At 63.4% G+C, this 22,425-nt stretch carries 29 protein-coding genes; 15 read left to right on the top strand and 14 right to left on the bottom strand.

Annotated features, from left to right (window positions below):
- Window positions 1-79: 79 nt before the first annotated feature.
- The 5 genes from DBO86_RS22780 to DBO86_RS27380 are packed head-to-tail and all read left to right on the top strand — an operon-like array spanning window position 80 to window position 3,675.
- On the top strand, window positions 80-607 hold the full coding sequence (locus DBO86_RS22780; protein WP_146173224.1) for a hypothetical protein: 528 nt from the start codon (window positions 80-82) through the stop codon (window positions 605-607).
- On the top strand, window positions 607-2,364 hold the full coding sequence (locus DBO86_RS22775) for a hypothetical protein (protein WP_244185597.1): 1,758 nt from the start codon (window positions 607-609) through the stop codon (window positions 2,362-2,364). The genes DBO86_RS22780 and DBO86_RS22775 overlap by 1 nt, the downstream gene beginning before the upstream one ends.
- Complete coding sequence (locus DBO86_RS22770) at window positions 2,364-2,600, top strand: hypothetical protein (RefSeq protein WP_108234920.1); 237 nt, start codon at window positions 2,364-2,366, stop codon at window positions 2,598-2,600. Before DBO86_RS22775 ends, DBO86_RS22770 begins: the two co-directional genes overlap by 1 nt.
- A 56-nt stretch (window positions 2,601-2,656) precedes the next feature.
- The gene (locus tag DBO86_RS22765) at window positions 2,657-3,163 is read left to right on the top strand and encodes a hypothetical protein (RefSeq protein ID WP_108234919.1); all 507 of its coding nucleotides are present in this window, start codon (window positions 2,657-2,659) and stop codon (window positions 3,161-3,163) included.
- Window positions 3,160-3,675 carry a DUF2514 family protein gene (locus tag DBO86_RS27380; RefSeq protein WP_108234918.1) on the top strand — a complete coding sequence of 172 codons (516 nt, stop codon included), beginning with the start codon at window positions 3,160-3,162 and terminating at the stop codon, window positions 3,673-3,675. Before DBO86_RS22765 ends, DBO86_RS27380 begins: the two co-directional genes overlap by 4 nt.
- Window positions 3,676-3,870: 195 nt before the next feature.
- Here DBO86_RS27380 and DBO86_RS22755 read toward each other — a convergent pair whose 3' ends face one another.
- The 5 genes from DBO86_RS22755 to DBO86_RS22735 form a co-directional block, all read right to left on the bottom strand.
- Window positions 3,871-4,539, bottom strand: coding sequence for a hypothetical protein (locus DBO86_RS22755; protein WP_108234917.1), 669 nt, complete (start codon window positions 4,537-4,539; stop codon window positions 3,871-3,873).
- A 3-nt stretch (window positions 4,540-4,542) separates the two neighbouring features.
- A complete protein-coding gene (locus DBO86_RS22750; RefSeq protein ID WP_108234916.1) occupies window positions 4,543-4,857 on the bottom strand; it encodes a hypothetical protein in 315 nt (104 codons plus the stop codon).
- 155 nt (window positions 4,858-5,012) lie between these two features.
- Window positions 5,013-5,219: a hypothetical protein gene (locus DBO86_RS22745; protein WP_108234915.1), complete on the bottom strand. Its 207-nt coding sequence runs from the start codon at window positions 5,217-5,219 to the stop codon at window positions 5,013-5,015.
- On the bottom strand, window positions 5,216-5,650 hold the full coding sequence (locus tag DBO86_RS22740; RefSeq protein ID WP_108234914.1) for a hypothetical protein: 435 nt from the start codon (window positions 5,648-5,650) through the stop codon (window positions 5,216-5,218). The genes DBO86_RS22745 and DBO86_RS22740 overlap by 4 nt, the downstream gene beginning before the upstream one ends.
- 45 nt (window positions 5,651-5,695) lie before the next feature.
- Window positions 5,696-5,923, bottom strand: coding sequence for a hypothetical protein (locus DBO86_RS22735; protein WP_108234913.1), 228 nt, complete (start codon window positions 5,921-5,923; stop codon window positions 5,696-5,698).
- A gap of 371 nt (window positions 5,924-6,294) precedes the next feature.
- On the opposite strand from DBO86_RS22735, the gene DBO86_RS22730 reads away from it, so the two are divergent.
- Entirely contained in the window at window positions 6,295-7,305 is a 1,011-nt protein-coding gene (locus DBO86_RS22730) for an AraC family transcriptional regulator (protein WP_108234975.1), read from the top strand.
- Between the two features lie 9 nt (window positions 7,306-7,314).
- On the opposite strand, the gene DBO86_RS22725 is transcribed toward DBO86_RS22730, so the two are convergent.
- Together DBO86_RS22725 and DBO86_RS22720 are read right to left on the bottom strand one after the other, a co-directional pair.
- Window positions 7,315-8,769: a TrkH family potassium uptake protein gene (locus DBO86_RS22725; protein ID WP_108234912.1), complete on the bottom strand. Its 1,455-nt coding sequence runs from the start codon at window positions 8,767-8,769 to the stop codon at window positions 7,315-7,317.
- A 3-nt stretch (window positions 8,770-8,772) separates the two neighbouring features.
- A complete protein-coding gene (locus tag DBO86_RS22720; RefSeq protein ID WP_108234911.1) occupies window positions 8,773-10,227 on the bottom strand; it encodes a TrkH family potassium uptake protein in 1,455 nt (484 codons plus the stop codon).
- Window positions 10,228-10,378: 151 nt separating this feature from the next.
- On the opposite strand from DBO86_RS22720, the gene DBO86_RS22715 reads away from it, so the two are divergent.
- Window positions 10,379-10,750, top strand: a complete 372-nt coding sequence (locus tag DBO86_RS22715; protein WP_108234910.1) for a YkgJ family cysteine cluster protein — start codon at window positions 10,379-10,381, stop codon at window positions 10,748-10,750.
- A gap of 445 nt (window positions 10,751-11,195) precedes the next feature.
- On the top strand, window positions 11,196-11,756 hold the full coding sequence (locus DBO86_RS22710) for a nitroreductase family protein (protein WP_003460955.1): 561 nt from the start codon (window positions 11,196-11,198) through the stop codon (window positions 11,754-11,756).
- A gap of 12 nt (window positions 11,757-11,768) precedes the next feature.
- Here DBO86_RS22710 and DBO86_RS22705 read toward each other — a convergent pair whose 3' ends face one another.
- The 5 genes from DBO86_RS22705 to DBO86_RS22685 all read right to left on the bottom strand — a co-directional run bounded on the left by DBO86_RS22705 (window position 11,769) and on the right by DBO86_RS22685 (window position 15,245).
- Complete coding sequence (locus tag DBO86_RS22705) at window positions 11,769-13,097, bottom strand: sensor histidine kinase (RefSeq protein WP_074859629.1); 1,329 nt, start codon at window positions 13,095-13,097, stop codon at window positions 11,769-11,771.
- 64 nt (window positions 13,098-13,161) lie between these two features.
- The gene (locus DBO86_RS22700; RefSeq protein WP_074859632.1) at window positions 13,162-13,575 is read right to left on the bottom strand and encodes a periplasmic heavy metal sensor; all 414 of its coding nucleotides are present in this window, start codon (window positions 13,573-13,575) and stop codon (window positions 13,162-13,164) included.
- 294 nt (window positions 13,576-13,869) lie between these two features.
- Window positions 13,870-14,547 (bottom strand): response regulator transcription factor, encoded by a 678-nt coding sequence (locus DBO86_RS22695; protein WP_003460958.1) that lies wholly within the window; start codon window positions 14,545-14,547, stop codon window positions 13,870-13,872.
- 3 nt (window positions 14,548-14,550) lie between these two features.
- Window positions 14,551-14,904 carry a translation initiation factor 2 (IF-2, GTPase) gene (locus tag DBO86_RS22690; RefSeq protein WP_074859635.1) on the bottom strand — a complete coding sequence of 118 codons (354 nt, stop codon included), beginning with the start codon at window positions 14,902-14,904 and terminating at the stop codon, window positions 14,551-14,553.
- A gap of 41 nt (window positions 14,905-14,945) precedes the next feature.
- Window positions 14,946-15,245 carry a YciI family protein gene (locus DBO86_RS22685; protein WP_108234909.1) on the bottom strand — a complete coding sequence of 100 codons (300 nt, stop codon included), beginning with the start codon at window positions 15,243-15,245 and terminating at the stop codon, window positions 14,946-14,948.
- A 117-nt stretch (window positions 15,246-15,362) separates the two neighbouring features.
- Between DBO86_RS22685 and DBO86_RS22680 the strand changes: the two genes are divergently transcribed.
- The 7 genes from DBO86_RS22680 (at window position 15,363) to rluB (ending at window position 21,449) form a co-directional block, all read left to right on the top strand.
- Window positions 15,363-16,229, top strand: a complete 867-nt coding sequence (locus DBO86_RS22680) for a PHP domain-containing protein (protein ID WP_039964696.1) — start codon at window positions 15,363-15,365, stop codon at window positions 16,227-16,229.
- Between the two features lie 13 nt (window positions 16,230-16,242).
- Window positions 16,243-16,869 carry an L-threonylcarbamoyladenylate synthase gene (locus DBO86_RS22675; RefSeq protein ID WP_083393748.1) on the top strand — a complete coding sequence of 209 codons (627 nt, stop codon included), beginning with the start codon at window positions 16,243-16,245 and terminating at the stop codon, window positions 16,867-16,869.
- Between the two features lie 71 nt (window positions 16,870-16,940).
- Window positions 16,941-18,155 carry a tryptophan--tRNA ligase gene (locus tag DBO86_RS22670; RefSeq protein ID WP_108234908.1) on the top strand — a complete coding sequence of 405 codons (1,215 nt, stop codon included), beginning with the start codon at window positions 16,941-16,943 and terminating at the stop codon, window positions 18,153-18,155.
- Between the two features lie 14 nt (window positions 18,156-18,169).
- Window positions 18,170-18,994 carry a segregation and condensation protein A gene (locus tag DBO86_RS22665; protein WP_108234907.1) on the top strand — a complete coding sequence of 275 codons (825 nt, stop codon included), beginning with the start codon at window positions 18,170-18,172 and terminating at the stop codon, window positions 18,992-18,994.
- Window positions 18,991-19,788, top strand: coding sequence for an SMC-Scp complex subunit ScpB (gene scpB / locus DBO86_RS22660; RefSeq protein ID WP_074859650.1), 798 nt, complete (start codon window positions 18,991-18,993; stop codon window positions 19,786-19,788). The genes DBO86_RS22665 and scpB overlap by 4 nt, the downstream gene beginning before the upstream one ends.
- Before the next feature lie 97 nt (window positions 19,789-19,885).
- The gene (locus tag DBO86_RS22655; RefSeq protein ID WP_003460967.1) at window positions 19,886-20,068 is read left to right on the top strand and encodes a DUF1289 domain-containing protein; all 183 of its coding nucleotides are present in this window, start codon (window positions 19,886-19,888) and stop codon (window positions 20,066-20,068) included.
- A gap of 223 nt (window positions 20,069-20,291) precedes the next feature.
- Window positions 20,292-21,449, top strand: coding sequence for a 23S rRNA pseudouridine(2605) synthase RluB (gene rluB / locus DBO86_RS22650; protein ID WP_074859653.1), 1,158 nt, complete (start codon window positions 20,292-20,294; stop codon window positions 21,447-21,449).
- 88 nt (window positions 21,450-21,537) lie between these two features.
- Here rluB and DBO86_RS22645 read toward each other — a convergent pair whose 3' ends face one another.
- Window positions 21,538-22,065, bottom strand: coding sequence for a hypothetical protein (locus DBO86_RS22645; protein WP_241197834.1), 528 nt, complete (start codon window positions 22,063-22,065; stop codon window positions 21,538-21,540).
- A 122-nt stretch (window positions 22,066-22,187) separates the two neighbouring features.
- On the bottom strand, window positions 22,188-22,425 hold a 238-nt coding region (locus tag DBO86_RS22640; protein WP_146173174.1), incomplete at its 5' end, for a transposase domain-containing protein.

The following is a 22,425-nucleotide window of genomic DNA, read 5'->3' as shown; positions in this document are numbered from 1 at the left end:
TTTTGGCAGTGAATTTACTGCGGTTCGTTCTGTCGATCTGGCAACCCTGCTCGCGCAGGGGGAGTGGCTGGTTTACGCCGTGGATAATGAGCTGCCGCGCCGGACTCGCGCCGCATACCTGCGCTTCGAGGCGTCTGGTGTGTACACGTTCAACATCACCAGTGGTGAGGGTGGGGCGGCTGGCGAGCCTGCCCAGGTTTCGGCGCGGGTGCGCTTAGAGCGTGTGCCTGCAAGCCGCGATGTGGTGCTGCTGGAGCGGCCTGCTGACGGCGAGTGGCGCCTGGCGGGCTATGGCCCAACGCCGGGCGGCAGCGGGGACATCGACGTGCGGGTGGTGGGCGGCGACGTCTACGCCATTGGCGTCGATGACTACGGCGTGCAGTTCGTCGCTGACCTGGCTGTGCAGGTGGGCCAACGCATTCGCCCGACGCAGTACAGCGGCTGGGTGTATGAAATCACCGACGCCGGCCAGCTGCCGTCGACAGAGCCCGAGTGGTGGGCGGCTGTGGGCGAGAACCCATCCCGCCCGCTGGGCACTGCTCGTGCGGTCGCCCGGCGCTACTTCCAGCCAATCGCCCATGGGCCCGTGCCTATTGAGGTCATCTGATGATCAGCGTTTCAATCGGCGGGGGCTGGGGCCGTGCGGCCTCGGCCGACCGCGCTGCGTCTGCAATTCCCTGGGACGCACTGCGCCAGGCCGACCGCCGTGCCGCTGCCAACTGGCGTATCGCTGGCGTTGCGGATCGCCGCGCAACAGTCGTGCCCTGGGCGCGGGTGCCGGCGCTGGATGTGCTGCAAGCGGGGCGCTGGGGTGTTGCGGGCATGCTCGATGCACAAGCCAGCGCACAGCCCTGGGGCCGGGTGCCGGCGAAAGACCTGGCAGTGGCCAGCGGCTGGGATCGCACGATACAGCCGCGTGACCTGCGCCTGCGGCTGATCTACAACCCGAAGCCGGCGCGCAAGGATGTGGCGGTGGCGGCGGGGCATCGGCGGGTCAATGAATACGGCCCGCGCTTCAATGCAGCGACTGCGCTTCAGGACAGCCTCTACGTGCCCGGTACCGGAGCGCTGGTGTTCGAGTTCGGCGGCCGGCCGTACTTCCCCAGCACGTCGCCCGAGGTCTTCTTTGACTTCCGCTACGTGCCGGAAACGCCCGCGATTCAGCCGACCGACATGCGTCGCACCCGTGTGCGTTGGCAGTCGGCGCGCCGGCTAAACCTCGGGCGCACCCTGCCATGGGGCAAGGCCCGTCAGGTCGACGGCGTGCTGACTGATATGCCCTATGTCGACTACCCCGGCTCGGTCAAACCGCTGCCGGAGCCGCCGCCCGATCCGACCATTCTGGATACCTACATGATTGCGAACACCGTCAACCTCGTGGCGCTGCCGTCGCGCACGCCTATCGAGGCGAAGAACATCAAGATCGGGCTGGATGCGGACAGCTTCAGCTGGACGTTCAGTGCCGACATCTTCACGCGCGCGGCGCTGGAGCTGGTGCAGCCCGACGCCGAGGGCGCTGGCGAGCTGGAGCTGGATGTGAACGGCTGGAAGTGGGTGGTGCTCGTCGAGCGCTACAGCCGCAAACAGCAGTTCCCGGCCGAGGCCTACACCATCACCGGCGCCACGCGCGGCCAGCTGCTGGCCGCGCCCTACGCGCCGTTGCGCAGTGGGTTGAATGCGGCGCAGATCAACGCCGCCCAGGCGGCCGAGGCCGAGCTGCTGAACACTGGCTTTACACTGAGCTGGACGGCCACAGACTGGACATTCCCGGCCGGCGCGCTGAGCTATCAGAGCCAGACGGCGATGCAGGTAATCGCGCGCCTGGCCGAGACCATTGGCGGGGTGGTGCTGCCGGCCCGCGATAGTGATCACCTCGACATCGTGCCGCGCTACCCGCTGCCGCCCTGGCAGTGGAATGACGTCGACGCGCCGATCACGCGAGTGATTCCGCCCGCAATGATGACCGACCTCGGCGGCGAGTGGACGCCGCAACCGGCTTGGAATGCGTGCTACACCTCGGGCACCTCGGTCGGCTGCTCGATGCTCGTGCGCCGTGCCGGCACGGCTGGCGACAACCCAACGCCCGATGTGTTCGACGACTGGCTGACCGACCAGCCGGCCAACCAGGCGCGCGGCACGCACGAGCTGAGCAAGGGCGGCAACATCGAGATTGTCAGCGTGACCATCCCGCTGTTCCCGTTCACCGATGACCATGGCGTCGGGCTGATCCTCCCGGCGCACCTGTATCGCGTGCCCGAGGAAACTGGCGCGTGGGTAGGCCTGTGCCTCGGCGTGGACATCAGCGCCGAGGGGACTGGAGCCGTGCGCGTATCGCAGCAGATCAGACTGGAGCGGCACCACTGATGGCGACTATCAATCCATGGAAGCGCTTCATCGGCCTGCTACCCGGCGGCGTACGCACGGTGGCCATCGTGCGCAGCATCAACACCACGGCGGGGCTAAGCGAGGTAGAACTACGCACCGGCACCCGCGTCACCGTTCGCGGTGTCGACGTGCCGGTGAACAGCAAGGCCTACATAGCCGACGGCACGATCACCGGCCCGGCGCCGGACCTGCCGCATTACGACGTAGACGTGTAACCACTACAGCGAGTAACCGCCCACTCCGGTGGGCTTTTTTACGCCCGGAGAAAACCATGACCCTGAACGAGATCCGCGAACAGGCGATCACGCCTGCGCTCGCCCTGCTGCCTGCGCGTATGTCATCGGCAGAGGCTGAGGTGATGCTGCTCGCCATCGGCCTGCAAGAGTCGCGCTTCCAGCATCGCCGCCAGCTGGTCGGCTCGCCGCCGAGACCGACCGGGCCGGCTAAATCGTTCTGGCAGGCAGAGCTGGGCGGCGGGATGGTGACCGGCCTGCTGCGCTACCACGATGACCGCGTGCGCGATCTGGCCGTTGGTCTGTGCGCTGTGCGCGGTGTTGATCCGTCGCCACGGGCGGTATGGGACGCCATCGAGCACGATGACGTGCTGGCCGCTGGTTTGGCTCGCCTGCTGCTGTGGACTGATCCCGGCCGCCTGCCGCGCCTGGGTGACGCTGACGGCGCCTGGCAGCTGTACGTGCGCACGTGGCGGCCTGGCAAGCCGCACCGGTCGACCTGGCCGGCGCTGTATGGGCAGGCGCTGGCTGAGGTGATGTCGTGACAGCCTGGCTGAAGTTGGTACCCGGCTGGGCATGGTGGGCGCTCGCTCTCGCCGTTGTAGCTGGTTGGCAGCAGATTCGGGTGTCATCGGCTCAGTCTGTAGCCGCTGGTGCACAGCGCGAACTGGCCGACTACCGCGCCGAAGTGGCCGAGCGCGACCGGCGTGCTGCCGTGTTCGTCATTCAGGAAAACCAGCGGCGCCAGGCCGCGACGGAGAAAGCAGATGCAGAAGCCCAGCAACAACTGGATCAAGCTCGCTCTGATGCTGCCCGTGCTGACAGCGCTCTTGAGCGCCTGCAGCAGCGCCTCGCAGCCGCTGAGCAACGCAGTCGTGACGCCGGCAATTCCATCACTGCCCAGCTCGGCCAGGCAGCCGACAGCGCCGCCAGAATGCAGGCCGACATGTTCGGCCGGCTTGGAGCGGCTGCTCAACTCTATGCTGGCATCGCCGACCAGCGAGGAATAGCCGGTGCGGCGTGTGAGAGGGCATATGACGGATTAACCGGGCAATAAAAAAGCCCCGCACATGGCGGGGCTTTGCTGCCTGTTCGGCAGTGTAGAAAACTATGCGTAGCTCATATTTCTGAGCTGCCTGTTCGGCAGTAAATGGCCAAAGCCAATACGCATATATTCATCAGAGGCTTCACGCTATCACATTTCCTTGGCAGGTCTATAGCGGATATGAAAATCTTTCGCTCGGCGCCACTTTCACGCCGCCTTCACTCCCAGCTTGTGCAGCAGCAGGTGCCATGCTGCATAGCTCATGTTCTGTCTGTTTTTGGCGCCCTCGGCCGCAGTGTATTTGCGGAAATTCTGCGGTGAGATGCCCACCAGCGCTGCCGCGTGGGCGCCAGATATGCCGGTCAGTGATCCCTCGCCGACGATATGCCGGATCTCCCAGTTGGTCGGCGCGCGCCATTCGTCTATATCAGTCGCAAGCACTTCATCAGGCAACAAGCCGGCTACCCAACTCAGCGGCGGGGCTGCTTTGATTGAGCGGAATTCATTGATAGAGCAGGGCAAGCCGCGCGTGGGTGTGCTTACAGTTGTCAGCCAGTACGGGAATCTGTCGTCGGGCACGCAGCCGCTCATGCCGTCTGGTAGTTCATGGGTCGCTACCGTAGCCAGCACTTCGCCGCTATGTGTTACGAGCTTCAGGGTGGTCGGGGCGTGCTCTGCTGCGCAAGCCTGGCGCCATTGAGCAATCACGTCTGCAAATGCCTCGATGACCTCTGATTGAGTCGCGGCGTCAGGCAGGGTCTTTTCCGATAGCATCTGCTGGCCATATTTCAGTACCAGGCGGCTGGAGTTTTTGCCCGCCAGCTTGATGCTGGCGGTTTTGCGAAATTCAAATGGGCCAAAGCGGAAATCTTTCATCGTTCAGCCCTCAATCACTTCGTAGTAAGCGCGCTGCACCAGGGTGGCATCGCAGCTGCCGTCGGTGTAGTAGGCCTCGCCCAGGCCGGTCACACGGCCAACGACTTTGATGTCGAAGTGGGTATTGATGGCATTACCGGTGGCACGGCGGGCTTCGCGCTGGCTCATACCGGTGGTGTCAATCAGATCCGGGCGGGCAATTCGAACTACAACGTCAGCGCCAATTTCCACAGTGTTGGCGGTGACTTCTTTGTACGGCTTGCCCGACTTGGAAACGCCGCGGCCATAATCGATGGTGATGTCTACGTGCTTGCTCATTTCATCTCTCCCGAGGATCAGTGCTGGCTGTGTGCCGCGCTGTTGGGTTCATTATATATAGCTCGATTCGAGCTAGAAACAGCTTAAGGTAACCGTTCGTCGGCTTCTATTCATGGCAAGTTCGGCGACAGCTGCCGGAGGCGCCAGGTAGTGGACTAGAGGCCGGCTGCGGTGCGGGCGAGGGCGATGCCGCGCTGGCAGCTGTTCAGCACGTTGTTCACCGCCTGCGGCTGAATACCCACGCGGCGGGCGGCCTCGGCCGGCGCAACGCCGTCGACCAGTACCAGGCGGGCGGCCTCCTGGCTGGCACCGCCGCGCATGCGCAGCAGCTCGGCCAGTGCTTCAAATTGCACCGCGTTCATGCGCGGCCTGGCTCGTAGCTGAACGCCTGGCCGGCGGCATCCTCTGCCTGCACCTCGGCGAGCAGATCCTCGGCTACCGGGTCAGGTGCGCCGCCTGCGTTGCGGTGGGCGCTGTACCAGCCGATCAGCAGTCCCGCGACGTTATCCTCCGGCCCCTCGCGCAGCAGCTCGACGGGCAGGTTGTTGGCGCGGCAGATGCGCTCGATCACCGCCCAGTCGAAGCTGACAGCCCCGTCGGCGTCGCGCGCCAGGCGCAGATCGGAAAATGTCAGATCGTCAGGGATGGCCAGGCGGGTGAGTTGCTGCTGCATGTAGGCCTCTACGGCGTTGGTGATGTAGTCGCTGAGCCGCTGGCCGGCTGCGCGGGATGCGCGAACCCAGCGGCCTTTGGTGGCCGCCGGAATGCGCAGGTGGATCAGGGAGTCGGTCATGGCTCAGCCCAACGAGGAAGCCCGGCCAGAGCCGGGCTTTGACGGTCACTCGCCGCGAACGTGTGCGCGATACCAGCGGCGGCAGATGGCCTCAAACTGCGCTTGGTCGTCGCCGTCATAGGAAAGCGTGGAGCCCATGGTGCCGCCACCGCTGCAAATCTGGCAGCCCAGGGTGCCAGACTTGCCGTTCAGGTCGGCGAAGATGTAGCTGGAGCCAGGGCGCGAGAAAGTAATGGTGCGGCCCAATTTGCGAGAGTTGATCTTCAGTTCCATGGTGTTGCTCCTATCAGGAAGCCCGGAGCCGCCGGGGCGGTGGTTGGCGTTGTTCGCCTTCCATGGGTGTTAATATAAACCTTTAAGGGTTTATAGCAAGCACTTTCTGACACTAGACCGACGAACGGTATTTTGCAGTTTTGCGTCGGGATTGCTCGTAGGGGAGAGTAGTTGCCCAGGACGGGCGAGGCGGGAATGACATGTTGTCATTAAGCTGGCATTCCATGCCCAAAACAAACCACACAAACCCAAAATACGATTTGTGAACGGTCTGTAAGCCGCATGGTTGCTGGTGCTGCGTGGCTGGGTTATGGGCTAGTATCCTTGCGCCGCCAACCATGGCATTGCTGATTGATCACAAGAACAAGACGATGAGCGAAAGAACCACATCCTCCAGCTGGGCCTTGGCCATCGTGCAGGCGCTGGAGCTGGGCGGCGTAGACTGCACCAGCCTGTTCACCGAACTGGGCATGGATTACGCCGCGCTGAACGACCCCGATGCGCGCTTCCCGCAGGACGGCATGACCCGTCTGTGGCAGCGCGCCGTGGCGCTGTCGGGCAATCCGGCGATCGGCCTGAACATGGCGCAGGTGGTGCGCCCGGCGTCCTTCCATGTGGTGGGTTATGCACTGATGTCCAGTCGCAACCTGCGTGATGGCTTCACCCGTCTGGTGCGCTACCAGCGCATCATCGGTGAAGGCGCGGACCTGAATTTTTTGCCGCAACCCGACGGCTATGCGCTGACTCTGGCCATTCATGGCGACCGCCTGCCGCCGGCCCGGCAGAGCGCCGAGGCTTCGCTGGCATACTGCCTGGCCTTTTGCCGCTGGATGACCGGCAAGCCCATTCGCCCGCGCGAGATTCGCCTGCAAGGTCCGCCACCCGCCGACCTGGCGCCTTATCAGCAGGTGTTCCAGGCGCCGCTCAAGTTCAACGCCGAGCACTATGGGCTGATCTTCGAACGTGCTGATCTGGAGGCGCCGCTGCCCAGTGCCAATGAGGCGCTGGCACAACTGCATGATCGTTTTGCTGGCGAGTACCTGGCACGTTTCTGCAGCAGCCGCGTCACCCATCAGGCGCGCCAGGTGCTATGCCGCCTGTTGCCGCAGGGCGAGCCACGCCGCGAGGTGGTGGCGCAGGCGCTGCATCTGTCGCAGCGCACCTTGCAGCGACGCCTGCAGGAGGAGGGCACCAGCTATCAGCAGTTGCTCGACGACACGCGCCGAGAGCTGGCCGAGCAGTATCTTGGCCAGGTCGACCTGACGTTGCTGGAGGTTGCCTATCTGCTGGGCTTTGCCGACCCGAGCAACTTCTTCAGGGCGTTTCGCCGCTGGTTCGGTGAAACGCCTGGTAAGTATCGCAGCCGCCGCGGGCTTGCGTAGCGCGCCTGCTCAGTGACGCCAGAAGACCGGGAACAGCAGCACCAGCACGGTGAGGATTTCCAGGCGCCCGAGCAGCATGCCGAAGCTCAGCAGCCACTTGGCCAGATCGGGGATGGTGGCGTAGTTGCCGGCCGGGCCGACCATCTCGCCCATGCCTGGGCCAACGCCTGAGACCATCGCCGCAGCGCCGGTCAGGGCAGTGATCCAGTCCACGCCGCACATCGCTACTGCCAGGGCCAGCGTGGCGATGGTGATGGTGTAGAAGAAGGCGAAGGCCAGGATCGAGCGAACGATGTCTTCGTCCAGGCGGTGGCGGTTGTAATGCTGCTTGATCACCGCCCGGGGGTGAATGAGCTGCCTGAGGTTGGCCTTGAGCAGGATGTAGGCGACCTGGAAGCGGAATATCTTCAGGCCACCGGCTGTAGAGCCGGAGCAACCGCCGACAAAACCCAGGTAAAAGAACATCATGCTGGCGAACGGCCCCCACAGGTGGTAATCGCCCACGGCGAACCCGGTGGTGGTCATGATCGAGGTGATGTTCACGGCCACCAGGCGCAGTGCATCGAGCCAGTACAGGTCGGTGGTGAGCCATTTCCAGATGGCCAGGGTGAGCCAGCTGCCTACCAGCAGATAGAGGAAGCCGCGTACCTGCGCGTCGCGCAACAGGGCGCGGTAGTTGCCGCGCAGGGTGCTGACGTAAAGCACGAACGGCAGGCTGCCGAGCACCATTACCACGATGGCGACCCAGTGAATCGCTGGCTGCTGCCATTTGCCCAGCGAGGCATCCGAGGTGGAGAAGCCGCCGGTGGCGATGGCTGACATGGCATGGTTGATCGCATCGAACAGACCCATGCCGGCCCACCAGAAGGCCAGCACTGCCAGGGTACTGAGGCCGACATAGGCCAGCACCATGTACTTGGCGACCATGTGCGAGCGTGGCATGACCTTTTCCGAGCGATCCGACGACTCGGTCTGGAACAGGCGCATGCCGCCGATGCGCAGGATCGGCAGAATCGCCACGGCCATGCCGATGAAGCCGATGCCGCCCAGCCAGTGCAGCAGCGAGCGCCAGATCAGCGTGCCGGGCGACATGTCGTCGAGGCCGCTGAACACCGTCGCGCCAGTGGCGGTAATGCCTGACATGCTCTCGAAGTAGGCATCGGTGATGCTCGCCCGTTCGGCGAAAATGAACGGCAAGGCGGCGAAGATCGACACCATGAGCCAGCTCGATACCGTCAACATATACATGTCGCGCGGACGCAGCTGTGTTTGCTGTGGCCTGCCCTGGGCGATCATGGCGATGCCGGCGAGTGCAGTGATCATGCTCGACCAGAGAAAGGCGTTGATCCCCTGTGGCTGCTCGAAGATCAGCAGGGTGATCACCGGCACCAGCATGGCCACTGCCAGGGTGACGAGGAAGATGCCGTTGATGAAGGCAAGGATGCGCAGGCTGGCTAGAGGCATCGGTCAGTGTTTCCAGAAGCTGCGGGTGATCAGGACCAGCACGGTCAGAATTTCCAGGCGGCCGAGTAGCATGCCCAGGCTCAGTAGCCATTTGGCCGAATCCGGCAGGCTGGCGAAGTTGCCGGCCGGGCCGATGATCGGGCCAAGACCCGGGCCGACGTTGCACACTGCAGTGGCGGCGCCGGTCAGCGCGGTTACCCAGTCCAGGCCGACCAGGGTCAGCGCCAGGGCCAGCACGCCGATGGTGATGGTGAAGAAGAAGGAGAAGGTAATCATCGAGCGGACGATCTCTTCATCCAGATTGTGGTTGTTGTACTGCTGCCGGATCACTGCACGCGGGTGCACCAGCTGCATCAGGTTGGCCTTGAGCAGGACGTAGGCGACCTGGAAGCGGAAGATCTTCAGACCGCCAGCCGTGGAGCCGGAGCAGCCGCCAACGAAGGTCAGGTAGAAGAACAGCAAGACGGCAAAGCTGCCCCAGGTGGTGTAATCGCCGAGGGCGAAGCCTGTGGTGGTGACCACCGAGGTGACGTTGACGGCAACGATGCGAAAGGCCTCGAGCCAGGCGTAATCCGAGTTCAGCCATAGCCAGGTGCCGAAGACCAGCCAGGTCAGCAGGAGGAAACCGATGAAGCCGCGTACCTGATGATCCCTGAACAACGCCTGGCGATTGCCGCGCACGAAGGCGACATAGAGCATGAAGGGCATACCGCCGAGCAGCATCAGCACCACGGCCGTCCAGTGCACGGCCGGCTGTGGCCAGTGCGCCAGCGATGCATCGGAGGTGGAGAAGCCACCGGTGGAAATCGAGGCCATGGCGTGGTTGATCGCCTCGAAAGGCGTCATCCCGGCTGCCCAGAATGCCAGTGAGCCGAGCAGCGTCAGGGCCAGGTAGATCAGCAGCAAATACTTGGCGGCCATGTGCGAGCGCGGCATCACTTTCTCGCCCCAGTCCGAGGATTCGGTCTGGAACAGGCGCATGCCGCCGACGCGCAGCAGCGGCAAAATGGCGATGGCCATACCGATGAAGCCGATGCCGCCGAGCCAGTGTAGCAGTGAGCGCCAGATCAGAATGCCGGGTGAGAGAGTGTCCAGGCCAACCAGCACGGTCGAGCCGGTGGTGGTAATGCCGGACATGGTCTCGAAGATGGCGTCGGTGTAGCTGATGTGAGCGATCAACATCAGCGGCAGAGCGGCGAAAGCGCAGACCACGATCCAACTACCGGTCGTCAGCAGGTACATGTCGCGCGGGCGCAGCTGGGCGTTTTCGGGGCGACCGGGAATCACCAGGGCAAGGCCGGCGATCAGGGTGATCAGGCTCGACCAGAGAAAGGCGTAGAGGTCCTGCGGTTGTTCAAAGATCAACAGCGTCAGCATGGGAATGGCCATGCTGATCGCCAGGGTAATCAGGAATATGCCGATGATGAAACCGATGATGCGCAGCGTCGGCAAGGCCATGTGCAAGGGCTCTGGCGGGTTGTAAAAGTGCGCCATTCTACCTGTGGTCAGGCGCCTGTAAACCGCCGCAGGTGGGGGCTTTACAAGTCATTGGCCAAGCATAGAATAGCCGCCAGTTACTGGCGTCCGCCGGTTTCCGAGTTCTCCTCAAATGTCCGAAGCTAATCCCTGTCTTACGTGCGGTGCCTGCTGCGCGTTTTTTCGTGTGTCCTTCTTCTGGGGCGAGTGCCAATCCGCAGGCGGTAGCGTGCCGGATGAACAGGTCGTCCAGATCAGCCCCCATTACGTCGCCATGCGTGGCACGGAGAGCAAACCGGCACGTTGTACGCAACTGTTGGGCGACGTCGGTTGTGGTGTGCGTTGCACCATGTACGAACAGCGCTCGAGTAGCTGCCGCGAGTTCGAAGCGTCATGGGCGAACGGTGAGCACAACCCGCGTTGCGACGAGGCGCGCAGGGCTTACGGTCTGCCGCCGCTCACTCCGCCGGTGCAACCGGTGATATCGCCCGACCGGGTAGCCTGACGGTATCTCAAGCCGCAGGTGAAGCTGGACATTGCCTGATGCTTATTTGGCAGGATACCCGAAGCGCCTTTGTGGGAGCCCCGCCCCCGGGGCGAAGCTTTTGGCTTTGCGGTGTTCTTGCGATTCGCCGCGAGACGCGGCTCCTACAGGGTAGGTCGGCGCCTGCGGGGTTTGTGTAGGAGCCCCGCCCCGGGGCGAAGCTTTTGGCTTTGCGATGTTCTTGCGATTCGCCGCGAGACGCGGCTCCTACAGGGTAGGTCGGCGCCTGCGAGGTTTGTGTAGGAGCCCCGCCCCCGGGGCGAAGCTTTTGGCTTTGCGGTGTTCTTGCGATTCGCCGCGAGGCGCAGTGCCTACAGGCTGATGCGCCGTCCCCGCATACCGCTGAGCTTGCAGCCTGCAGCTTGCAGCATTGAGAATGCGCCATCTTTGTTTTTGGAGGTGGCCGATGGAGGCTCTCGACGCTCTGCTCAACCGTGTTTCCGTTCCTCGCCTGGTCGAACCGGGCCCGGATGCCGTGCAGCGCGAGATGCTGTTTCGCGCAGCCCTGCGTGCGCCTGATCATGGTCAGCTACGTCCGTGGCGTTTTCTGACGGTCGAGGGGCAAGCGCGTGAGCGTATGGGCGAGCTGTTCGCCGAGGCCTTGCTGGTCGCCGATGCGCATGCTGCGCCGGAAGCGCTGAACAAGGCGCGTGGCATGCCGCTGCGCGCGCCATTGCTGGTGGTGGTGATCGCCCGGGTTCAGGCTCACCCCAAGGTACCCGCTTCCGAGCAGGTGATAGCAGCCGGCTGTGCCGCGCATGGCATGCTGCTGGCCGCCCATGCTCAGGGTATCGGTGCGGTCTGGCGTACCGGCGACATGGCCTATAACGCCCATGTGGCCAAGGGGCTGGGCCTGGCGGCGGACGAGCAGATCATCGCCTACCTCTACCTTGGTACGCCGGAGCGTGAGCTGCGCCGCGCCCCGGAGGTCCGCGTTGAGGCTTTCGTCAGCGCCTGGGAGGGCTGAGCGAAACGCGCTTCAGCCTGCCTGCTGCCTGGCCGGCAGGCTGAGCGTGGCGATGAAGCCGCCTTGCGGATGGTTGCTCAACAGCAGTTCACCGCCATGACGTTGCGCCGCCCGCCGCGCGATAGCCAAGCCGAGGCCGTGGCCGGAGCCGCTCTGGCCTGGCGCGCGGAAGAACGGTTTACCCAATTGCTCCAGGTATTCGCTGGCAACTCCAGGGCCATGGTCGCGCACGCTCAGCGTTACGTTTTGCCCCTGGCTTTGCACGCTGATGAGGACAGGTTGATCCGCTGGGCTGAAGCGCAAGGCATTGCGTAGCAGATTGTCCAGCGCGCGCTCCAGCATGTCTGGCCAGCCTTCCAGGCGTGCGCGCGGGTCGAGATCGATCTGCAGCTGTTGTTGCGGGGCGGTCAGGCGCGCGTCTTCCTGCAGGTTGCCGAGCAGGGCGGCCAGATCGACGGGCTGTGCGGCGCCCGGATCCGCGTCCAGACGGGCCAGGGCGAGAATTTCGCTGATCAGCGCTTCCAGTCGATCACACTCCTGACTCAGACGGGGCCAGAGCCTTTCTCGCTCCGCGGCATCGGCGCGCTCCGCCAATGCCAGTGCAATACGCAGGCGCGCCAGGGGCGAGCGCAGTTCGTGGGAGACATCGCGCAGCAACTGGCGCTGGCTGCCGATCAAGCCTTGCAGACGCTCGCCCATGCGGTTGAAGTCCTTGGCCAGTAGGCCCAGCTCGTCGCGGCGCGTGGCCAGACGAGCCAGGCTGTTCTGTTGGTAGGCGGTCTGGCCGAGGTCATGCACGGCGCCGCGCAGGCGATCCAGCGGGCGGGTGATCGACAGCGTCAGCATCAGGCTGAACAGCGTTAGCACCACCAGGGCAATGGCGATGGCGCTGAGTGGCCAGAACAGGCTGCCGCGGTGCCAGGCTGCCAGTTCCGGGTGTGGAATACGGTAGATGAACAGGTAGCTTTCGCCGCTTTCCGGGCTGGTGTATTCGGCGGTCAGGCGCCGCCATGGCAAGCGACGGTCGTCACCGTGACGCGCCTCGAAGGCGGCAGCACGGGACGGAAAGGTGCCTTTGACCAGTTGCTGGCCGCTCTCGCCAAGCACCTGGGTGTCGATACGGTACTTGCGCTTGCGCTGTTCGAGAAAATCCTGGGCGGCTGCTGGCCCTTGCTGTTCATAGCGCTTGACCCACTTGCTATCGAGATCGTCAAGGCCCGGGTGCAGGCTTAGAATCCAGGCGTCCTGATTCAGGGCGCGGCCAAGCAGCAGCGACAGACCGGCCACCAGGGCGATGCCCAGCCAGAAGGTCGCCAGAATGCGCCAGAACAGTGAACGCACGGTGATTCCTCATGCAAAAGCCGCCGGGCTCAGGGAGCGCGGCGGCGGGTCTAGGGGGCGTCGATCAGTTGGTCTTGCTGTCCTTCTCGGCCTTCCAGGCCTTGAATTCGGCCATTTCTGCGCGGCGAGCTTCCATTTTCTTCTGGTGCTCGTCGAAGGCTTTCTGCTGCTCGGGGTTGAGCAGGTCACGCAGGGCCTTGTGCTGGTCGGCGCGAGCCTTGTCCAGCTCCTTCTTCATGGCCTGCTTTTCGGCTTCCGGCAGCTTGTCCAGGTAGCGCTTGGTGATGTCGCGATGGGTTTTCATCTGCTCGCCCATCAGTTTGCGAAACTCCTGGCGCTGCTCCTTGCTCAGGTTCAGCTCCTTGAACATGCTGTGGCCGCGATCATGGTGGCGAGGGCCGCCGTCGTGCATGGGCATGGCGAAGGCCAGGGTCGGCAGGGTGGCAGCGAGCAGCAGGGCGGTGAGGGTCTTGCGCATGGTGATTCTCCTTGTCTTGAGAACCTGTTTTACGATCTAGCGAGCCAGAGTCATGCAAGGCGAAAACAGACGAGGAACGGTCGGAGTCGCGGGCGACTGTACTGTTGTACATGAGCATTCCGAGTCTGTTTTCAACGCAGCAGGGCCGACGCGCAGCAGGTCGTAAACAGGTTCCGAGGCCGGTAAGTACCGGATGGGCTCATTATGCGGCGGTCAAGGTCAAGGGCAGTCAGCTGTGGGTAAAGCTTGGGTAAAGGCGATGTTGCGGGTTATTTACGCTGCGCCAGGGCGTACTCACTGCGCGTAGTAATAGCCGCGGCTGCGCAGGGCGAGAATGCGTGGGCGGCCATCCGGGTGCGGGCCGAGCTTCTTGCGCAGGTTGCTGACGTGCATGTCCAGGCTACGGTCATACAGGGTCAATTTGCGGCCCAGGGCCAGTTGCGCCAATGCCTGTTTGTCCACCGGCTCACCTGGTTGGCGCAGCAGGGCTTCCAGCAGGCGGCTTTCGGAAAGTGTCAGCGGAACGTCATGCTCGCCAATGCTGACCACCCCGCGATTGGGGCTGAAGCGGAGGTCGCCCAGCTCCAGCTGGCTGCTTGCCGGTGCGGGCACGGTGCGGCGCAGCACAGCGCGCAGGCGTGCGGTCAGCTCGCGAGGGTCACAGGGCTTGGCCAGGTAGTCATCGGCGCCCAACTCCAGGCCAAGGATGCGGTCCAGCGGTTCGCCGCGGGCGGAGAGCATCAGCACTGGCAGGTCCGGATGCTCGCCCCGTAGCTGCTTGAGCAACTCAAGGCCGCTGCCGTCCGGCAGCATCACGTCCAGCACCACAGCCTCGGGGGCTTGTGCGGCAAGTGCCTGACGGGCGCCAGCGGCTTCGTGGCAGGCGGTGACCTGAAAGCCTTCCTGGGTCAGCCAACGGCTAAGCAGCTCGCAGAGTTCCTGATCATCATCGATCAGCAGCAATCGGTTCATGGCTTAGTTGATCCACTCGCGACGGGTCTTGCGAGAGCCACGCAACAGGGCGCCGAATAGCATCGAGATCAGGCTCAGGGCTGCGCCGAGGGCGAACCAGGTCTGTTCCTCGCTGAGCAGCCGGGGTTGAGCCTGCGCCTGGCTTTCCTTGAGCTGCAGGCGCAGGCGCTGCAGTTGCACGGCGCTGCTCGCTTCCAGCTCATTGCGCAGTTGCTCACTCTGCGCCAGGCGCTGTTCCAACACCTGGCTGTCGACCGCAGCTGCTGGGGCGGAAGGCTGAGCGGGTTGTTCTTCTGCCTGTACCGAAGCACAGGTCAGCATCACGGTGACCAGCAGGGACAGCGGGATCGGGCGCATCGCGATTCCTTGTGTGCGAAAGCAGCGTGGGTGGCACTTCGTCAGGGCAGCACTTTCTTGAAGGGTTTGACCAAAACGTTGGCATACACGCCGGCTGTGCGGTACGGGTCGGCATCAGCCCATTGTTGGGCAGCTTCAAGGGAGTCGAACTCGGCAACCACCAGGCTGCCGCTGAAACCAGCCGGGCCTGGATCATTGCTGTCGATGGCCGGGTGCGGGCCGGCCAGCAGCAGGCGACCTTCCTGCTTCAGCTGTTCCAGGCGGGCGAGGTGAGCGGGGCGGGTAGCCAGGCGATTTTCCAGGGAGTTTTCGATGTCGGTGGCGATGATGGCGTAGAGCATTTCAGTCCTTATTTAGGGTCGAAGCGGGGAGGGATGAAGCATTTTCGCCATATGGCAACAGCCTTGGCGCGGATGTGGGGCATAATAACAAACATCAATCTCAACGAAAGCGCCGCCATGATTGTCGATCTGCACTGCCACAGCACCGCCTCCGATGGCGCCCTGGCCCCCGCCGTCCTGGTGACCCGGGCGCATGAGCGTGGCGTTAGGCTGCTGGCACTGACCGATCACGACACCCTGGAAGGGCTGGATGAAGCACGTCGCACAGCGACGGCTCTGGATATGCAACTGATCAATGGCATCGAGCTGTCCTGCACCTGGGGTGGAGCGACCATCCACGTGTTGGGCTATGCCTTCGAGCGCGAGGCGCCGGCGCTGTGTGCTGCCATCGATGCCTTGCACCATGGGCGCTGGCAGCGTGCGCAAGAGATCGACCGACGCCTCGCGGCCAAAGGTATGCCAGGCGCTCTGGAGGGCGCGCGGGCCGTTCAGCAGGAACTGGGCGATAGCGGCAATGCGCCGGCCCGGCCACATTTCGCCGAATTTCTCGTGCGCGCCGGCCATGTGCGCGACCGTGCCGAGGCGTTTCGCAAGTGGTTGGGTTCGGGCAAATTGGGTGACGTCAAGCAGCATTGGCCTATGCTGGAAGAAACCGTTGCCACTTTGCGCGCGGCCGGGGCCTGGATCAGCCTGGCGCATCCGTGGCAATACGATTTCACGCGCAGTAAGCGTCGCCGTCTGGTTGCCGACTTCGCGGCAGCCGGTGGCCACGCGCTGGAAGTGGTCAACGGCATGCAGCCGGCCGAGCAGGTCGGCGGCCTGGCGATTCTGGCCCGTGAGTTTGGTTTGATGGCCAGCGTCGGCAGTGATTTTCATGCGCCCGGCGACTGGTCCGAGCTGGGTATGTACCGGCCGCTGCCCGACGATCTGACTGCGCTCTGGGAGCGTTTCGAGCATGCACAGCCATCCGCTGTCACTTTATGAGCTGGGAGCAAGTGTGAGTCAATTTTTCCAGGTCCACCCGGAAAACCCGCAGGCACGCCTGATAAAACAGGCCGTGGAAATCATTCGTGGCGGCGGCGTGGTTGTCTATCCGACCGACTCCTCCTATGCGCTGGGCTGCATGATCGGTGACAAGAATGCGGTAGAGCGCATTCGTCGCCTGCGTCAGCTCGATGACAAGCACAACTTCACCCTGGTTTGCCGCGATCTGTCGCAGATCGGGCTGTTTGCCAAGGTCGACACCGCTGCCTTTCGCCTGCTGAAAAATCACACGCCCGGCCCTTACACCTTCATCCTCAATGCCACCCGTGAAGTGCCGCGCATGCTGCTGCATCCCAAGCGCCGCACCATTGGCATTCGCGTGCCCAGCCATCCGATTGCCCTGGCGCTGCTGGAGCAGTTGGGCGAGCCGCTGATGAGCGTCAGCCTGATCATGCCGGGCGATGAACTGCCGATGTCCGACCCTTACGAAATGCGGCAGATTCTTGAACACCATGTTGACCTGATCATCGACGGCGGTTTTGGCGGGCTGGAAGCGTCCACCGTGGTCAGTCTCGCCGACGATAGCCCGCAAGTGCTGCGCGTCGGTTGCGGTGATCCGACGCCGTTCAGCGATCTCTGACGCCGGATTTTCCGCCGGGGGCGCAGCTACCCTATACTCCCTGGCCTCGTCTGGACTTTGGATGGAACGGTTTGAGCCTTAACGACTCCGAGCGTCGGGTGCTGTCAGGGATGCGTCCGAGCGGTCGTCTGCACCTCGGGCACTATCACGGCGTGTTGAAGAACTGGGTCAAGTTGCAGCACGAGTACGACTGCTTCTTCTGCATCGTCGACTGGCATGCGCTGACCACCGATTATGCCGAGGCCGGTCAGCTTTCCCAGCGTGTCATGGATATGGCGGTGGATTGGTTGGCGGCCGGCGTCAGCCCCAGCTCGGCGACACTGTTCGTGCAGTCGCAGGTGCCGGAGCATGCCGAGCTGCACCTGCTGCTGTCGATGATCTGTCCGCTCAGCTGGCTCGAGCGCGTGCCGTCCTACAAGGAGCAGCAGGAGCGACAGAGCGGCAAGGATCTTTCCACCTACGGGTTTCTTGGCTACCCGCTGCTGCAGGCGGCGGACATCCTGCTCTATCGCGCCGGCCAGGTGCCGGTCGGTGCGGATCAGTTGCCGCACATCGAATTTGCCCGCGACGTGGCGCGCCGCTTCAACCACCTGTATGGCAGCGAGCCGGATTTCGAGCTGAAGGCCGAAGCGGCCATCGGCAAGCTGGGCAAGAAGCTCGGCAAGCTCTACAGCAACCTGCGCAAGGCCTATCAGGAGCAGGGTGACGTCCAGGCGCTGGAGACGGCGCGGGCTTTGCTCAAGGAGCTGACCAGCCTCACCCTCGGCGATCAGGAACGCCTTTACGGCTATCTGGAAGGTGGCGGCAAGGTGATTTTGAGCGAGCCGCAGCCGATTCTTGCCGAGTTTTCGCGGGTGCCTGGCCTGGATGGACAGAAGATGGCCAAATCCAGCGGTAATGCCATATTCCTGCGCGACAGCGATGCCGAGCTCGAGGAAAAACTGCGGCGCATGCCCACCGATCCGGCGCGTGTACACCGTGATGATCCGGGTGAGCCACAGCGTTGTCCGGTGTGGTCGCTGCACCAGCTGTATTCCAGCGACGAGCAGTTGCACTGGGTGATCGAGGGCTGTCGCAGCGCCTCGATTGGTTGCCTCGACTGCAAAAACGCACTGTGCTCAGCCCTGCAAGCCGAGCTGGCGCCACTGCAGCAGCGCGCCATCGATTACGAGGACAGCCCCGACCTGGTGCGCAGCATCCTCGCCGAAGGCGCCGAACGCGCGCGTGACGAAGCGCGCGAAACCCTGGCCGATGTACGCATGGCCATGGGCCTGAATTACCGCTGAAGGAGCCCCAGTCGATGAGCGAGCCCGTCACGCCAGCCCCGGACAGCCAGGCTGGCGCCCAGCAGGAGCTGCCGTTCGCCCTGGTCTATGGCGAGGCGGTCACCGAACTGCCGCTCGACCTGTACATTCCTCCGGATGCGCTGGAGGTATTCCTCGAAGCCTTCGAGGGGCCGCTGGACCTGCTGCTGTATCTGATTCGCAAGCAGAACATCGACATCCTCGACATTCCCGTGGCCGAGATCACCAAACAGTACATGGGCTATGTCGAGCTTATGCATTCGGTGCGCCTGGAGCTGGCAGCCGAATACCTTGTGATGGCCGCCATGCTCGCCGAGATCAAGTCGCGCATGCTGCTGCCGCGCTCGGCAGAGGCCGAAGAGGAAGAGGACGATCCGCGCGCCGAGCTGATTCGCCGTCTGCAGGAGTACGAGCGCTTCAAGGCCGCTGCCGAAAATATCGACGAACTGCCGCGCGTCGGCCGTGATGTCACCGTACCCAAACTGGATGCGCCCGAAGCCCGTGCGCGCAAGCTGCTGCCGGACGTCAGCCTGGAAGAGGTATTGCTGTCCATGGCCGAGGTGCTGCGCCGCGCCGACATGTTCGAGAGCCACCAGGTTACCCGCGAGGCCCTGTCGACCCGCGAGCGCATGAGCGAAGTGCTGGAGCGTCTCAAGGGTGGGGCGTTTGTACCGTTCGTCGAGCTGTTCAGCGCCGAGGAAGGGCGCCTTGGTGTGGTGGTGACCTTCATGGCGGTGCTCGAATTGATCAAGGAATCCCTGGTTGAGCTGGTGCAGAATGAGCCCTTCGCCGTTATCCATGTCCGAGCCCGTGCCGAATGAACCTGAACGACCCCAAAGACCTGGCCCAGTTGCTCGAAGCCTTTCTGCTGGCTTCCGGCAAGGCGCAGTCGCTCGAGCGTCTCTTCGAGCTGTTCGAGGAGGGCGAGCGGCCCGAGCCTGAGCAGTTCAAGGCGGCGCTGGAGATCCTCCGGCAGTCCTGCGAAGGGCGCGCCTTCGAGCTGAAGGAGGTGGCCTCGGGGTATCGCCTGCAGGTGCGTGAGCGCTTCGCGCCCTGGGTGGGCCGGCTCTGGGAAGAGCGCCCGCAGCGTTACTCCCGTGCGCTGCTGGAAACCTTGGCGCTGATCGCCTACCGCCAGCCCATAACCCGTGGCGAGATCGAGGACGTGCGCGGCGTGGCGGTCAACAGCAACATCACCAAGACCCTGCTCGAGCGTGAGTGGATTCGCGTGGTGGGCTATCGCGACGTGCCGGGGCGCCCGGCGATGTTCGCCACCACCAAGGGCTTTCTCGACCACTTCAACCTGAAAAGCCTCGACGAACTGCCGCCGCTCGCCGCTTTGCGCGAGTTGGAGTCGGAGCCCGAGCTGGCGCTGGACGACGATGCCGAGGTGCCGGCAGGGCTGCAGGCGCGTGCCGATCTGGTCTTGCAGGACGACGGTGAAGCCGCCGAGCCTCGCGAGGAAACCAGCTTCCGTAGCTTGCTGGCCGAGCTGGACGACATGGAGCAAGGGCTCAAGACTGATTTCGATGACCTGCGTCTGGTAGAAGACGAAGAGGATGAAGCGGTCGAAGATGATCTGGCCGACCTGGACGGCGATCAGCCGTTGCATTGATATCGCTTAAGCCCTTTATCGAATACTTCAATCTCGCTGTTTGTCCCTCGGCCTTTATTCTTGCGCCCATCCGATCCTTTCTGGTTTAGGCGATCCAATGAGCAAGAGTCCGTGCATCAAGGTCTGTGAATTCGAAAAGGATATCTGCCTGGGCTGCGGCCGCAGCCGTGAGGAAATCAAAGGCTGGAAACGCCTGGGCAAGGGTGAGCGCCTGGCGCTGCTGGCCGAGGCCGATATGCGCTTGCTGGCGCTGGAGGCCACCGGAAGGCGTAAGTATTGACCGCATATCCGGTGTAGGAGCCGCGCCTCGCGGCGAATGGCGGGGCGTCGATAGTACAAGGCTTGTGCGCAAAGGCTTCGCCCCGGGGCGGGGCTCCTACGATCCGGTGCTGTGCTCCTGCTTCTACCAGGCGAATGCCGCAGCATCGTCTACCCTATGGGCTCTACAGCGCGTATGATGCGCGCCCTTCGATCATCCTTTACTACACCGGGAGGTGCCCAAGATGACTGAGCACGAACAACCGCGTCCTGCAGGCGAAAAACTGCAGAAAGTCCTGGCCCGCCTCGGGCTGGCCTCGCGCCGCGAAATCGAGACCTGGATCGCCGAAGGTCGGGTCAAGGTCAATGGCGCTGCTGCGATCCTGGGGCAGCGTGTCGATGCCAATGACGCCATCGCTCTTGATGGCCGTTTGCTCAAGCGCGAAGAAATCACCGGCTCGGTACGCCGCGTGCTGATCTACAACAAGCCGGATGGCGAGATCTGTACCCGTGATGATCCGGAAGGCCGTCCCACCGTATTCGATCGTCTGCCGCGCCCCAAAGAAGGCCGCTGGATCAACATCGGTCGTCTCGATATCAACACCACTGGCCTGTTGCTGTTCACCACTGACGGTGAACTGGCCAACCGTCTGATGCACCCGTCCTATCAGATGGACCGCGAATACGCGGTGCGTGTGCGTGGCGAAGTCACCGAGGAAATGCTGGAGAACCTCAAGAATGGCGTGATGCTCGAGGATGGTCCGGCCAAGTTCACCGACATCAAGGAAGCGCCCGGTGGCGAAGGCTTCAACCACTGGTACCACTGCGTGGTGATGGAAGGGCGTAACCGCGAAGTGCGTCGCCTGTGGGAGTCCCAGGGCCTGGTGGTCAGCCGCCTGAAGCGCGTGCGCTTTGGTCCGGTGTTCCTCACTTCCGAGTTGACCATGGGCCGCTGGCGCGAGATGGACCAGCGCGAGGTGGACATCCTCAGCGCCGAGGTGGGCCTGACCCCGCAGGCGCTGCCGGCGATGAAGGAAAAGACCCGCGAGAAGCTCGACCGTCTGCAGCGCAAGTCGGCCAAACCGGTCGAGGTGCGCGGCAAGCGTGTGCTGCGTCCGGCGAAGGATCAGGCGGGCGCCGAAAATGCCCGCCCGAGCCGTGCGCCGCGCCGTGAAGATGGCGAGCAGCGCGCGCCGCGTGGTCCGCGCAAAGACAGTGGTGAGCGTCGTGAAAACGGTCGCGGCACGCCGGTAGCGGAGCGCCCGAGCGATGTGAAGAAGCGTCAGCCGCGTCCGGCCGTCGAGTTGTCCGAGCGTCCGGCACGCAAGCCGCGCCCGGTAACACCCGGCAAGCGCCCGCCCGCCGGCGATGGTCAGCGCCCCGGCTTCGGTCGCAAGCGCTAGAAATCTATAGTCCCAAGCGGTTTACAAACAAAAACGCCCCGCACAACTGCTTGTGCGGGGCGTTTTTGTTGGTGGAGGTGTATGTAGGTCAGTTGACCTTCAAGACGCCACCGGTACCCAGGCCACCTTCAACTTCCTGTGCCTTGTAGTTTTTCAGGGAGACGATCATCTTGTTCCAAGCGTCGTTGAACGCTGCCACGGTGGCTTTGCCTTCCGGGGTGCGGGAGAAACCACCCAGGCCGCCGGCCACGCCGCTGCTGGTGAGGGCGCCCAGGGCTGCACCATAGTTGGTAGCGGTGGCGTTGCCTTCGGAGGTGGAAATCTGTACCGAGGAGCGAATGTCAAACAGCGACAGGGTTACTACCGATGCCTTCGATTGCAAGGCGCCCGCCAGGCCCGCCACGGCGCTGTTGCCCAGTAGGCCACCGATGGCTGAGCCCACGCCGCCTACCGAATCGTTATCGATGATGATCTTGGGTTCCAGGAAGTAATCAGCGGCAACGCGCTGGCCCTTTTGCTGGTTGGAGCCGGCACGGTATTCGCCGGAATTGCGCTGCTGGTCGGTTATCTTGCTCAGACGGCTGTCTAGCTGCTGGTTGCCGATGGAGGTGATCACGAAGCAGTTGGATTGCTGTACTGCCAGGCGCAGGAGTGGTTCGATGCTGGTGACTTGGGTTGCGCTGCCAAACTGGCCATACGTAACCGCTCCATAAACCCCGTCCTGGCGGACGGTTTTTTTCAGGAAGCAGAGGCAGAAGCTGGCGAGCAGTTCCACGGCAGCAGCGCTTCGTAATCCTCGACGCTACTGGCGGTCGGCAGGCGTTCAAGGATGTGGCGCAACCAGGCGTAAGGCTCTTGCCCGTTGGCTTTGGCAGTTTCGATCAGGCTGTAGATCTGCGCGCTGGCCGTGGCACCCTTGGGCGTGTCGCTGAACAGCCAGTTCTTGCGGCCGATGACGAAGGGACGGATGGCGTTC

Origin of the sequence: Ectopseudomonas oleovorans (genome assembly GCF_003052605.1) — a bacterium.
Lineage (GTDB): Bacteria > Pseudomonadota > Gammaproteobacteria > Pseudomonadales > Pseudomonadaceae > Aquipseudomonas > Aquipseudomonas oleovorans_A.
The sequence above is the reverse complement of the archived record's forward strand: the minus strand, read 5'-3'. Positions and strand labels throughout refer to the sequence as shown.